The organism is Sphingobium sp. CECT 9361, assembly GCF_918741285.1.
Lineage (GTDB): Bacteria > Pseudomonadota > Alphaproteobacteria > Sphingomonadales > Sphingomonadaceae > Sphingobium.
This window is the reverse complement of the sequence record NZ_CAKKNC010000002.1, coordinates 278,710-290,768: the sequence shown is the minus strand read 5'-3', so window position 1 is coordinate 290,768 and position 12,059 is coordinate 278,710. Positions and strand designations below refer to the sequence as shown.

The window sequence follows — 12,059 nt, the reverse complement described above, 5'->3', positions numbered from 1 at the left end:
AGATTTAGCATGGCAGATGACCTTTTCGCCGGTGGCGCACCTTCCCCCTCCGGCAGCTACGACGCTTCCGCAATCGAAGTTCTCGAAGGACTGGAGCCGGTTCGTCGTCGACCCGGCATGTATATCGGCGGCACCGACGAACGCGCCTTTCACCATCTTGCGTCCGAAGTGCTCGACAACGCCATGGACGAAGCCGTGGCGGGCTTTGCGACACGCATCGAAATCCAGCTTGAACCCGGCAACAAGCTGACGATCACGGACAACGGACGCGGCATCCCGGTCGATCCGCATCCCAAATTTCCCGGCAAGTCGGCGCTGGAAGTCATCCTGACCACGCTCCATTCGGGCGGAAAATTCAGTGACAAGGCCTATGCGACGTCCGGCGGCCTGCATGGCGTGGGCATCAGCGTCGTGAACGCGCTTTCGGTCGAAACGGTTGTTGAGGTCGCGCGCAACAAGGAACTGTTCCGGCAAACTTTCTCGCAAGGACTGGCGCAGGGGCCGCTCGAAAAGATCGGCGCAGCACCCAATCGCCGCGGCACCGCCGTCAGCTTCATTCCCGACACCGAAATTTTCGGCGAAATGAAATTCAAGCCTGCTCGCCTGCATCGGCTGGCACGGTCCAAGGCGTATCTCTTCGCGGGGGTCGAAATTCGCTGGAAATGCGACCCTTCGCTCATCACAGACGACACGCCCGCCGAAGCTGCGTTTCAATTCCCCGGCGGCTTGTCGGACCATCTGCGCGAACAGATTGGCGACCGCGAATGTGCAACGACGAGCTTCTTTACCGGCAATCAGGATTTCCCCGCCACCGCCGGCCGCGTTGAGTGGGCCATTGCCTGGCCGCTCTGGTCGGACGGCAGCTATAGCTGGTATTGCAACACTATCCCGACCCCCGATGGGGGAACGCATGAAGCAGGGCTGCGCACGGCCATCGTCAAGGGCATCCGGGCGTTCGGCGATCTGGTCGGGCAGAAAAAGGCCAAGGACATCCAGGCAGAAGACATCATGTCCTGCTGCGAAGTCATGCTTTCGGTGTTTATCCGCGATCCACAGTTTCAAAGCCAGACCAAGGACCGGCTGACATCTCCCGAAGCCGCGCGCCTCGTCGAGAACGCCGTGCGCGATCACTTCGATCATTTTCTGTCCGATCATATGGATCGCGGCAAGGCGCTCCTCGCTTATGTGCTCGATCGCATGGACGAGCGGCTGCGGCGCAAGCAGGAAAAGGACGTCAAGCGCAAGACGGCGACTTCCGCCCGTAAGCTGCGTCTGCCCGGCAAGCTGACCGACTGTTCGGCGGATTCGCCCGAAGGCACCGAAATCTTCATCGTCGAAGGCGACAGCGCCGGCGGTTCCGCCAAACAGGCGCGCGACCGCAAGACGCAGGCCATCCTGCCCATCCGTGGCAAGATTCTCAACGTGGCCTCTGCGACCAGCGCCAAGATTCTGGCCAATCAGGAAATCGCCGATCTTATTCAGGCACTGGGATGCGGCACCCGCAAGGATTGCAACCCCGACCACCTCCGGTACGACCGGATCGTCATCATGACCGACGCCGATGTGGACGGCGCGCATATCGCGACCTTGCTGATGACGTTTTTCTTCCAGGAAATGCCCGAACTCGTGCGCCGGGGTCATCTTTATCTGGCCCAGCCGCCGCTGTATCGCATCGTGTCCGGCGGAAAGAGCCTCTACGCGCGCGATGACGTGCATCGGCTGGAATTGATGGAGAAAGAATTCAAGAACAAGAAAGTTGAAATCAGCCGCTTCAAAGGGCTGGGAGAAATGAATCCGATGCAGCTTCGCGAAACGACCATGGACCCCAAGACGCGGGGTATGATCCGGATTACGCTGCCTCAGGATTATGAGGAACGTGCGGGCGTGCGCGATCTGGTGGATCGTCTGATGGGGACCAACCCCGCGCATCGGTTTGCCTTCATTCAGGAAAACGCTGCCGCCGTCGACGAGGAAGCCATCGACGCATAAGAAAGGGGCGGCCCGGAATATCCAGACCGCCCACATTCTTCGCCATGCGCCAGTTTTTCAGCCAGCTATCATGACACCTTCGCGACCGTCAGATCAGGCTGCGCCACCGCTGAGATAGCTGACCAGCTCCTCCTTGGTAATCGTACCGTTCTTGTCGGCATCCGCCGTCACGAACGCACCGTCTGCCCAAGCCGTCACTTCGGCAGGTTGAAGCGTCTTGCCCGTAGATTTCATTTCCTGATCCTTCAGGGCAACAACCCACTTGGAAAATTCTGCCTTTTCCAACTGGCCGGACTTGTCGGCGTCATAGGCCGGGAACTCGCTGTCCACGATGGCCGCAACTGTGGTTGCGCCAGCCGCAGGCTGAGCAGGCTGCGCTTCGGTCGTCGTTTGCGCAGGGTCTTGCGCAGGTGCAGGTTGTGCCTGAGCCGGTGCCGCAGGCATAGGTGCCGCTGGCGCGGCAGGAGCGGCTGGCATTGGCTGCTGCGCAGGGGTTGCAGTCTGAGCCATGGCAGGCGCTGGAATCAGCAGTGCCGTCGAGCAAAGAAGGGTACGGATCATGTCGTCTCTCCAAATTTTCAAGCGGTCTGGACGCTCCGGCGATGGCGCCGTCTAAGCATCCGACTTGCCCTGAATAAACGGGGCGATGCATCCCTTCGTTCCACTTCCGGTTGCAATGGAACTTCGACCCATCGCCGGAAATACGCGTTTCGCCCCTGACTCCCGCCCATAGTGGGACGAGCCGTGATCTAAACCTCACAGATTGCCCCTCCTGTTCACGCCTGCTAGGCGGCACGCGACCTCTCCAGACAGGATTCGCCAATGATCCCGCGTTATGCCCGCCCCGAAATGACTGCCATCTGGGAACCGGAAAGCCGTTTCCGCATATGGTTTGAGATTGAGGCGCATGCGACGGAGGCTTTGGCCGATCTGGGCGTAGTGCCCCAATCGGCGGCCAAGGCGCTGTGGGACTGGTGGGCGACCAACCCGACCATCGACGTTGCGGCCATCGACGCGATCGAAGCCGTGACCAAGCACGACGTCATCGCCTTCCTCACCTGGGTGGCGGAAAATGTGGGCGACGAAGCGCGCTTCATGCATCAGGGCATGACCTCCAGCGACGTACTCGACACCTGTCTGGCGGTACAGCTTGCCCGCGCCAGCGACATATTGATCGCGGACATCGACGCCCTGCTGGCCGTCATCAAGCGCCGCGCCTTCGAACATAAGCTGACGCCCACCATCGGCCGCAGCCATGGCATCCATGCCGAACCCGTTACTTTCGGCCTCAAGATGGCCGAAGCCTATGCCGAATTTTCCCGCTGCCGCGCGCGCCTCGTCGCCGCACGCGAGGAAATTGCCACCTGCGCGATCTCCGGCGCGGTCGGCACCTTCGCCAATATCGATCCCAAGGTCGAAGAGCATGTTGCCGCGAAGCTCGGCCTCGCCGTCGAACCCGTCTCTACGCAGGTCATACCCCGCGACCGGCACGCCATGTTCTTTGCTGTGCTGGGCGTGGTTGCGTCTTCCATCGAACGCCTTTCGATCGAAGTGCGCCATCTTCAGCGCACCGAAGTTCTGGAAGCAGAAGAATATTTCTCGCCCGGCCAGAAAGGCTCCTCGGCCATGCCGCACAAGCGCAACCCCGTGCTGACCGAAAACCTGACCGGCCTCGCGCGCATGGTCCGCGCCTACGCTCTGCCCGCTATGGAGAACGTCGCGCTCTGGCATGAGCGCGATATCAGCCACTCCTCGGTCGAACGCTACATCGCCCCCGATGCCACGATCACCCTCGATTTCGCGCTGGGTCGCTTGACCGGAGTCATCGACAAGCTGCTCGTCTACCCTGAGCGGATGATGAAGAATCTCGACAAGATGGGCGGCCTCGTTCACTCGCAGCGCGTGCTGTTGGCACTGACGCAGGCCGGAGTGAGCCGGGAGGACAGCTATCGCTATGTCCAGCGCAACGCCATGAAGGTCTGGGAATCGGACGGCGCGCTTTCGCTGCTCGAATTGCTCAAGGCCGACGCCGATGTTGCCGCTGCGCTGTCCGCGCAGGAGATCGAAGACAAGTTCAATCTCGATTATCACTTCAAGCAGGTCGACACGATCTTCACCCGCGTCTTCGGGCAAGCCTGACCGCTGCGGCGGTAGGGCTGGAACGACCATGCGAAATCCCCTAGACTGCATCGAGCAACAGCAAGAGGGCTTCCGATGCAGTTTCTGAAAACCGCGTTCTGGGTGGTGATCGCCGTCGCTATTGCCTTGTTCTGCAAGGCGAACTGGGCGTCGGTTCCCGTAAAACTCTGGGGCGATCTGGTCGCGGATATCAAGCTGCCGATCCTGATGATGGCCGCGTTCCTGCTGGGCGCGGTGCCCTTGTGGATCGCCTTGCGCGCTACGCGATGGAGCATGCGTAAACGGTTGGAATCGATGGAAAAGGCACTAGCCAACGCTACAGCCGTACCGCCCCCGCCCCCTGCCCCCATGCTTCCGCCCGAAGACATTACCATAGTACCGAACGCATCATGACCAGCCCGATCTACATAGCACTCGACACGCCCGACCTGCTCAAGGCGCAGGCCTTGGCGACCAAAGTGCGGCGCCATGTCGGCGGACTGAAGCTGGGTCTCGAATTTTTCTGCGCCAACGGTCATCATGGTGTGCACGAAATGGCGAAGATCGGCCTGCCCATCTTCCTCGACCTTAAACTGCATGACATTCCCAACACCGTCGCGAAGGCAGTGCAGGCGCTTCACGTTCTGGAACCGGCCGTCATCACCGTCCATGCCGCGGGTGGCCGCGCGATGCTGGAGAATGCGAAAGCCGCCGCCGGCCTCAACACGAAGGTCGTCGCCGTAACTGTCCTCACCAGCCTCGACGATAGCGACCTCAATGATATCGGCGTCAGTGCCCGCGCAGAGGATCAGGTCGCGCGGCTGGCGGAACTCGCCAAAAGTGCAGGCTGCGACGGCATCGTCTGTTCCGGTGCAGAGGTCGCCATCGCAAAGCGCGCATGGCACGATGGCTATTTCGTCGTCCCCGGCGTCCGCCCCGCTGGCGGCGCGATGGGCGACCAAAAGCGCGCCGTTACGCCCCGACAGGCACTGGATCGCGGCGCATCCATGTTGGTCGTGGGCCGCCCGATCACCATGGCGCAGGACCCCGATCTGGCCGCTCGCGAGATCGAAGCAACGCTCTGATATCATCCGTGATGCCCACGAAGGTGGAAATCCATCTCCAGTTGGTATGATGCGCTAACCCGTCTAAACCCGCGCCATGTCCCGAATCGCCACCAAAATCTGCGGCCTTTCCACGCCGGAAACGCTCGATGCGGCCCTGAAAGCCGGGGCCAGCCATGTCGGCTTCGTCTTTTTCCCCAAAAGCCCCCGCCACATCGATTTCGACCGCGCCGCCGGTCTCACGGCGCGCGTCCCCCCGCATGTCGTTAGTGTAGGCGTCATGGTCGATCCGGACGACGACACCATCACCCAAGCCAAGCAGGCAGGCGTCACCGCTATCCAGCTTCACGGCCACGAAAGCCCCGAAAGAACCGCCGCGATCCGCGCGCGCTTCGGCCTGCCCCTGTGGAAAGCTATTTCCGTCAAAACCCGCGCCGACCTCGACCAAGGCCGCGCTTATACGGGCGCCGCCGATTTCCTCCTCTACGACGCAAAAACCCCGGATGGTGCATCGCTTCCCGGCGGCATGGGCCTGCGATTCGACTGGACGCTGCTCGTCGGCTTCAACTCGCCGCTCCCCTGGGGCCTGTCAGGCGGCCTCGACCCCGACAATGTGGCCGAAGCAGTCACCGTCACCCGCACCCCTCTTGTGGACGTATCCTCCGGCGTAGAAAGTTCGCCAGGCATCAAGGATGTGGACAAGATCGCTGCCTTCTGCAAAGCGGTTTCCCGATCATGACCCAGCACGCACCCCTCGCCAACAGCTTCCGCGCACAACCCGACGAGAATGGTCATTTCGGCCAATTCGGTGGACGCTATGTCGCCGAAACGCTGATGCCGCTCGTCCTCGACCTCGACCGCCATTATCGCGCGGCGATGGCCGATCCGAAATTCCATGAGGAATTCGACTGGCTGATGAAGCATTATGTGGGCCGCCCCAGCCCGCTTTATTACGCCGAACGCCTGACCGAAACGCTGCGAGAAAGTGCACCGGAGGGCAAGGGCGCACAAGTCTGGTTCAAGCGCGACGAGCTGAACCACACCGGCGCGCACAAGATCAACAACTGCATCGGCCAGATCCTGCTCGCCAAGCGCATGGGCAAGACGCGGATCATCGCGGAAACCGGCGCAGGCCAGCATGGCGTGGCCACCGCGACCGTCGCAGCACGCTTCGGCTTGCCCTGCGTCATCTACATGGGCGCCCGCGATATCGAACGGCAGCAGCCCAATGTCTTCCGCATGAAGCTGCTCGGCGCCGAGGTCGTAGCGGTGCAGAGCGGCGCGCGCACGCTCAAGGACGCCATGAATGAAGCGCTCCGCGATTGGGTCGCCAACGTTCACGACACCTTCTACATCATCGGCACGGCAGCGGGTCCACATCCCTACCCCGAACTCGTCCGCGAATTTCAATCGGTCATTGGCCGTGAAGCCCGCGAACAGATTCAGGAACTGGCCGGACGGCTGCCCGACCTGCTGATCGCAGCCATCGGCGGCGGCTCCAACGCCATCGGCCTCTTCCATCCCTTCCTCGACGATCCCGATGTCGCCATGCTGGGTATCGAAGCGGCAGGTCACGGCATCGAAAGCGGCGAACATGCTGCCAGCCTTGCAGGCGGTACCCCCGGCATCCTCCACGGCAACAAGACGTTTCTGCTACAGGACGAAGACGGCCAGATCGCCGAAGCACACAGCATTTCCGCCGGTCTCGATTATCCCGGCATCGGCCCGGAGCATAGCTGGCTGAAGGATATCGGCCGCGTGCAATATGAATCGGTGACCGACAAGGAAGCGCTGGAGGGATTCCAGCTTCTCTGCCGTACCGAAGGGATCATCCCCGCTCTCGAACCCAGCCATGCCATCGCCGCTGTCGCCCGCAAGGCCCGTGAAATGGATCGTGACCAGATCATCATCGCCAATCTGTGCGGTCGCGGGGACAAGGACATCTTCACCGTGGCCGAAGCACTCGGCGTGGATATCTGACATGAACGACCGTCTCTCCACCCGCTTCGCCAAATGCCGTGCGGAAGGGCGCGCTGCGCTCATCACCTTCGTTACCGCCGGCGATCCGACACCGGGCGATACCGCGGCGATCCTCGACGCGCTCGTCGCGGGCGGCGCTGACATTATCGAACTGGGCATGCCCTTCACCGACCCGATGGCCGACGGCCAAGCCATCCAGCTTGCCAATTTGCGCAGCCTCGGCGCAGGCACGAAGACAGCCGACATCCTTGCAATCGCCACGGCCTTCCGTCAGCGTCACCCTGAAACGCCGCTGATCCTGATGGGATATGCCAACCCGATGGTCCGGCGCGGTGGCGAGTGGTTCGCGACCGCAGCGCGCAACGCCGGTGTCGATGGCGTCATCTGCGTGGATATCCCGCCCGAAGAAGACGGCGAACTTGGCCCCGCGCTCCGCAACGCCGGACTGCATCTCGTGCGCCTCGCGACGCCGACCACGGATGATGCGCGCTTGCCTACGGTTCTCAATGGCGCCAGCGGCTTCCTCTATTATGTGTCGGTCGCAGGCATAACCGGCAAGCAACAAGCGCAGCAGGCCAGCATCGAAAATGCGGTCGGCAAGCTCAAGGCTGCCACCGATATCCCAATCGCCGTAGGTTTCGGCATCCGCACGCCGGAGCAGGCCGCTGCCATCGGTCGGGTGGCCGATGGTGTGGTCGTGGGTTCGGCGATCATCGACATCGTGGGAACCCATGGCAATCAGTCTGCGGCCTACGTCACAGACTATGTCGCCTCCCTCCGCGCAGCCCTTACCGTCAAAGAGCCTGTCACATGAGCTGGATCAACCGCGTTCGCAACGTCATTCCCTTCATCGCGAAGAAGAATGAAAACACCGACACGCTCTGGCATAAGTGCGGCAATTGCGGTCAGATGATCTTCACGCGGGAGTGGGAAGAGAATCTGTCGGTCTGCCCCAAATGCGATCATCATGGCCGCATCGGTCCAAAAGCGCGCTTCAATCAGTTGCTCGATGCTGGTTTTGTCGTGCTTTCCACGCCGACCGTCCGCGAAGATCCGCTGAAATTCCGCGATTCTAAGAAATATGTCGACCGCATCAAGGCGGCGCGCACCGCAACGGGTGAAACCGACGCGCTGATCAACGCACGGGGCGCCATCGACGGCAGCACTGTCGTACTGGGCATACAGGATTTCGCCTATATGGGCGGTTCCATGGGCATGGGTGTGGGCGCAGCTTTCGTTCAGGGCGTCGAGGAAGCCATTGCCCATCGCGCGCCCTACATCATCTTCACCGCAGCAGGCGGCGCGCGGATGCAGGAGGGTATTCTTTCCCTCATGCAGATGCCGCGCGCTACGGCCGCGATCCAGAAACTCCACGCGGCGGGCCTTCCTTATATCGTCGTGCTGACCGATCCGACCACGGGTGGCGTGACCGCCAGCTATGCGATGCTGGGCGACGTACAGATTGCCGAACCCAATGCCCTCATCGGCTTTGCCGGACAGCGCGTGATCGAAAACACCATTCGCGAAAAACTGCCAGAGGGCTTCCAACGCGCCGAATATCTGCTCGATCACGGCATGATCGACATGGTCGTGCACCGCCGCGATCTGAAGGCGACGCTTGCCCAGGTGGTCGGCTATCTGACAGCTAAAGAAGCAGCCTAGTTCTTATATTTCTCCTCCCTTGAGAGGCTCGTGAGGCCTAATGCCCGATAACGCGACCTCCACCGATCCCGCCGTACAGGCTCAGCTTGATCGCCTGTGGTCATTGTCGCCCGGTGCCGACATCCTTGGCCTCGAACGCATCACGCAGATCCTGGCGCGCCTTGGCGACCCGCACCTGTCCTTGCCGCCGATCTTCCATGTCGCTGGCACAAATGGCAAAGGCTCGACCTGCGCTTTCCTGCGCGCCGCGCTGGAGGCGGATGGCAAGAGCGTCCATGTCTTCACGTCGCCGCACCTCGTCCGCTTCAACGAACGCATCCGCATAAACGGCACACTCATCACCGACGCGATGCTGGCCGAATATCTGGAATATGTGCTCGACCGATCGGCGGACATCGGCGCCAGTTTTTTCGAAGTGACTACCGCCGTGGCGTTCATGGCCTTTGCACGGCACCCTGCCGACGCCTGCATCATAGAGGTCGGATTGGGCGGGCGGTTGGACGCGACCAATGTCCTGACAACGCCCACCGTGTGCGGCATCGCGCAACTCGGCATCGATCATCAGGCTTTCCTCGGAAACAGCCTCGCGGAAATTGCAGCGGAAAAGGCAGGCATCGCCAAAGCGGATGTCCCGCTGGTGACGGCGCGCTATGCCTCATCGATAGAACCCATCATCGCAGGCGTGGCCAACGCCATTCAGGCTCCATGGCTACCCATGGGATCGGACTGGGATGCGGCGGTTTATCGCGAGCGCTTGCATTATCGCGACGCGCTCGGAAAACTGGACCTGCCGCTGCCCCGCCTCCCCGGCCCGCATCAACCCATGAATGCCGCGCTCGCAATTGCCATGCTGCGCCATCAGCATGCCGTTCCGATTAGCGAGTCGGCCCTAAAAGCCGCACCCTTATGGGCGCAATGGCCCGCCCGGTTGCAGCGTTTGGACGGCGGCCCGCTCGTCGCACCGCTCCCCACCGGCAGCTCGGTCTGGCTGGACGGGGGGCATAATGCCGACGCCGGCGAAATGCTCGGCGCGTTTTTCAGCGGGCCCAATCTGCCTGACGGGGGCTTGCACCTCATCATCGGCATGCTCTCGAACAAGGATGTGGACGCCTTTATCGCGCCGCTAAAGGGCAAGGTGGCGCATATCCACGCCCTTCCCGTTCCCGGCCATGAACATCACGGCGCGGACCGTTTCGAAGCCATCGCTGGACAATGGGACATCGGCTGCACCCCCCATAGCAACGCTGCAGAGGCCGTCGCTGTCATAGCGGCGGAAGGAAAACCGGCGTCCATACTGATCGCAGGTTCGCTCTATCTGGCGGGCGATGTACTCCGGCGAAACAACCAACTACCGGACTAATCCACCGCCTCTCATTATTGCGATTGACTCGCAATAGCTAATCTATATCGTGGGTGCTGCCGCTACAGGAGACCCCCGATCATGTCCCAGATTCCCTCGCGCCCCGCTTCGCTATCCACGCCATCGTCCGCCCCGGCCATAGCAGACAGGCCCATGCCGCATACCAGCGGCAGTCGGCTTTTCCTTTTCGCGATGCGCCGCATGGCGTCGGCAGGCGTCAACGATGCGCACGCCGCAAACGCGCTGCTGGGCAATTTCGGCAAGAGCTATCGCCGCCCGCTGATCCTGATGCGCGCGATGATGCTGGAATTCTCACGCGTGTCTAACCGCAAGATTCTGGTCGCGCCGTGCTGCTGCCATCGCATGACCGGCGACGAAGCCCGCATGATCCGCGCGATGACGACCTCCCGCAACGATCCTGCAAAGGCCTTTGAAGACTTGTCGACGCTGTTTATGGAAACCGCTGTATTGGGCGCCCTGACATGCGCGCAGGCTGTCGCACAAAGCTATGCAGACCTGGGCTGCCCGATAGACCTCTATGCCGAAGGCTGATCGGGCGCCTCGACGGTGCCCGCCGTCCCCACGCTGGCATCGATCAGACCCGCCCGCATCATCAGCCAGAACAGCAATATCCCCGGCACGGCCAGCGCCGTAGTCAGCAGATAAAAGTCCACATAGCCGAACCGCTCAATCAACGCCCCCGCGCTTGTCCCCGTCAGGAAGCGCCCAACGATACTCGCCGCCGCAGAGATCAACGCATATTGCGCGGCCGTAAAACGCAGATCGCACAAGGCGGAGAAGTAAGCGATCACCGTCACGCCCCCAATGCCGCTCGCGAAATTCTCAAAGCCGATGGCCCCGGCCATGCCCCAATTGCTGTGCCCCGCAGACGCAAGCGCCGCAAAGCTGAAATTGGACACGCCCATCAGGATCAAACTGACCAGCACTGACCGCTTCATCCCCATCCGCGCATAGAGGATGCCGCCCACGAAAATGCCGATCAGATACGCCCAGAAACCGATCCCCACATCGTAAATGGCGATCTCGTCATTGCTGTAGCCCAGATCGTCGAACAACAAACGAAACGTCAGATTGGCGAGCGTGTCGCCAATCTTGTGCAACAAGATGAACAGCAGGACCAGAAACGCGCCTTTCCGCTGAAAAAACTCCACCAGCGGGCCTGCGATAGACTGCCACAACTCACCCACCGCGCGCTTGGCCGTAGGATCGCGATGCCGCTCCGGCTCACCCATAATAAGCCCGGTCAGCATGGCGGGAAGCGCAAAGACCGCACAGGCGAGATACGCCCCTTCCCACCCGATGCGCGACGCAAGCACCAGCGCCAATGCCCCAGCGGCGACCGATCCGATGCGCCAGCCATATTGCGTCATGCCGGACCCGACACCCAGTTCCTCGGGCTTGAGCAATTCGATGCGATAGGCATCGATCACGATATCGAATGTAGCACCCGCCGCACCGACAAGCACAGCGGCATAAGCCGTCGCAAGCAGGCTCGCACGCGGATCGACCAGCGCCAGATTGGCGACCGCCGCCATCACCAGCACGCCCGCCAGCAACAACCACGACACGCGCTTGCCCATATGCCCGATCAGCGGCAACCGAACACCGTCAACCACCCAGGCCCAAAGCCATTTGAGATTATAGACCAGAAACGCCAGCGTGAACGCGGTCACCGCTTTCTTGTCGATCCCGTCCTGCGCCAGCCGCGTCGTCAGCGTCGCGCCGATCATCGCATAGGGAAAGCCAGAAGACACACCCAGAAAGAAAGCCGCCACAGGCGCAGGCTGCGTATAAGGCCGCACCATTTCCGGCACATTCCTGCGCCAGCCTGTCGTCTCGGTCGTCACTGTCATGGTCGCTGCGGT

Annotated in this window: 12 protein-coding genes; 10 read left to right on the top strand and 2 right to left on the bottom strand. The window is 61.6% G+C overall.

Annotated features, from left to right (window positions below; all coding sequences use genetic code 11):
• Positions 1-9 precede the first annotated feature (9 nt).
• On the top strand, positions 10-1,989 hold the full coding sequence (gene parE, locus LQ220_RS06535; protein ID WP_230187492.1) for a DNA topoisomerase IV subunit B: 1,980 nt from the start codon (positions 10-12) through the stop codon (positions 1,987-1,989).
• A gap of 93 nt (positions 1,990-2,082) precedes the next feature.
• Here parE and LQ220_RS06530 read toward each other — a convergent pair whose 3' ends face one another.
• A complete protein-coding gene (locus LQ220_RS06530) occupies positions 2,083-2,550 on the bottom strand; it encodes an EF-hand domain-containing protein (protein WP_230187491.1) in 468 nt (155 codons plus the stop codon).
• Between the two features lie 261 nt (positions 2,551-2,811).
• Here LQ220_RS06530 and purB point away from each other — a divergent pair, with 261 nt between their 5' ends.
• The 9 genes from purB to LQ220_RS06485 all read left to right on the top strand — a co-directional run bounded on the left by purB (position 2,812) and on the right by LQ220_RS06485 (position 10,725).
• On the top strand, positions 2,812-4,128 hold the full coding sequence (purB, locus tag LQ220_RS06525) for an adenylosuccinate lyase (protein ID WP_230187490.1): 1,317 nt from the start codon (positions 2,812-2,814) through the stop codon (positions 4,126-4,128).
• Between the two features lie 75 nt (positions 4,129-4,203).
• On the top strand, positions 4,204-4,521 hold the full coding sequence (locus LQ220_RS06520) for a hypothetical protein (protein WP_230187489.1): 318 nt from the start codon (positions 4,204-4,206) through the stop codon (positions 4,519-4,521).
• Complete coding sequence (pyrF, locus tag LQ220_RS06515; protein WP_230187488.1) at positions 4,518-5,192, top strand: orotidine-5'-phosphate decarboxylase; 675 nt, start codon at positions 4,518-4,520, stop codon at positions 5,190-5,192. Before LQ220_RS06520 ends, pyrF begins: the two co-directional genes overlap by 4 nt.
• Before the next feature lie 76 nt (positions 5,193-5,268).
• Positions 5,269-5,910, top strand: a complete 642-nt coding sequence (locus LQ220_RS06510; RefSeq protein WP_230187487.1) for a phosphoribosylanthranilate isomerase — start codon at positions 5,269-5,271, stop codon at positions 5,908-5,910.
• A complete protein-coding gene (gene trpB / locus LQ220_RS06505) occupies positions 5,907-7,151 on the top strand; it encodes a tryptophan synthase subunit beta (RefSeq protein WP_230187486.1) in 1,245 nt (414 codons plus the stop codon). The genes LQ220_RS06510 and trpB overlap by 4 nt, the downstream gene beginning before the upstream one ends.
• A 1-nt stretch (position 7,152) precedes the next feature.
• Positions 7,153-7,965, top strand: coding sequence for a tryptophan synthase subunit alpha (gene trpA, locus LQ220_RS06500; RefSeq protein ID WP_230187485.1), 813 nt, complete (start codon positions 7,153-7,155; stop codon positions 7,963-7,965).
• Positions 7,962-8,813, top strand: a complete 852-nt coding sequence (gene accD, locus LQ220_RS06495) for an acetyl-CoA carboxylase, carboxyltransferase subunit beta (RefSeq protein WP_230187484.1) — start codon at positions 7,962-7,964, stop codon at positions 8,811-8,813. Before trpA ends, accD begins: the two co-directional genes overlap by 4 nt.
• Before the next feature lie 40 nt (positions 8,814-8,853).
• Entirely contained in the window at positions 8,854-10,173 is a 1,320-nt protein-coding gene (locus tag LQ220_RS06490) for a folylpolyglutamate synthase/dihydrofolate synthase family protein (protein ID WP_230187483.1), read from the top strand.
• An 81-nt stretch (positions 10,174-10,254) separates the two neighbouring features.
• Positions 10,255-10,725, top strand: coding sequence for a DUF6628 family protein (locus LQ220_RS06485; RefSeq protein WP_309298556.1), 471 nt, complete (start codon positions 10,255-10,257; stop codon positions 10,723-10,725).
• Here the strand turns inward: LQ220_RS06485 and LQ220_RS06480 are convergent.
• Positions 10,710-12,047, bottom strand: coding sequence for an MFS transporter (locus LQ220_RS06480; RefSeq protein ID WP_230187482.1), 1,338 nt, complete (start codon positions 12,045-12,047; stop codon positions 10,710-10,712). The genes LQ220_RS06485 and LQ220_RS06480 overlap by 16 nt on opposite strands.
• Positions 12,048-12,059 lie beyond the last annotated feature (12 nt).

What these genes read in the sequence shown, in the direction of transcription:
- trpB (WP_230187486.1), top strand. Translation starts at nt 5,907, where the DNA reads ATGACCCAGCACGCACCCCTCGCCAACAGCTTCCGCGCACAACCCGAC.
- LQ220_RS06485 (WP_309298556.1), top strand. Translation starts at nt 10,255, where the DNA reads ATGTCCCAGATTCCCTCGCGCCCCGCTTCGCTATCCACGCCATCGTCC.
- LQ220_RS06510 (WP_230187487.1), top strand. Translation starts at nt 5,269, where the DNA reads ATGTCCCGAATCGCCACCAAAATCTGCGGCCTTTCCACGCCGGAAACG.
- trpA (WP_230187485.1), top strand. Translation starts at nt 7,153, where the DNA reads ATGAACGACCGTCTCTCCACCCGCTTCGCCAAATGCCGTGCGGAAGGG.
- LQ220_RS06530 (WP_230187491.1), bottom strand. Translation starts at nt 2,550, where the DNA reads ATGATCCGTACCCTTCTTTGCTCGACGGCACTGCTGATTCCAGCGCCT.
- parE (WP_230187492.1), top strand. Translation starts at nt 10, where the DNA reads ATGGCAGATGACCTTTTCGCCGGTGGCGCACCTTCCCCCTCCGGCAGC.
- LQ220_RS06520 (WP_230187489.1), top strand. Translation starts at nt 4,204, where the DNA reads ATGCAGTTTCTGAAAACCGCGTTCTGGGTGGTGATCGCCGTCGCTATT.
- purB (WP_230187490.1), top strand. Translation starts at nt 2,812, where the DNA reads ATGATCCCGCGTTATGCCCGCCCCGAAATGACTGCCATCTGGGAACCG.
- pyrF (WP_230187488.1), top strand. Translation starts at nt 4,518, where the DNA reads ATGACCAGCCCGATCTACATAGCACTCGACACGCCCGACCTGCTCAAG.
- LQ220_RS06480 (WP_230187482.1), bottom strand. Translation starts at nt 12,047, where the DNA reads ATGACAGTGACGACCGAGACGACAGGCTGGCGCAGGAATGTGCCGGAA.
- accD (WP_230187484.1), top strand. Translation starts at nt 7,962, where the DNA reads ATGAGCTGGATCAACCGCGTTCGCAACGTCATTCCCTTCATCGCGAAG.
- LQ220_RS06490 (WP_230187483.1), top strand. Translation starts at nt 8,854, where the DNA reads ATGCCCGATAACGCGACCTCCACCGATCCCGCCGTACAGGCTCAGCTT.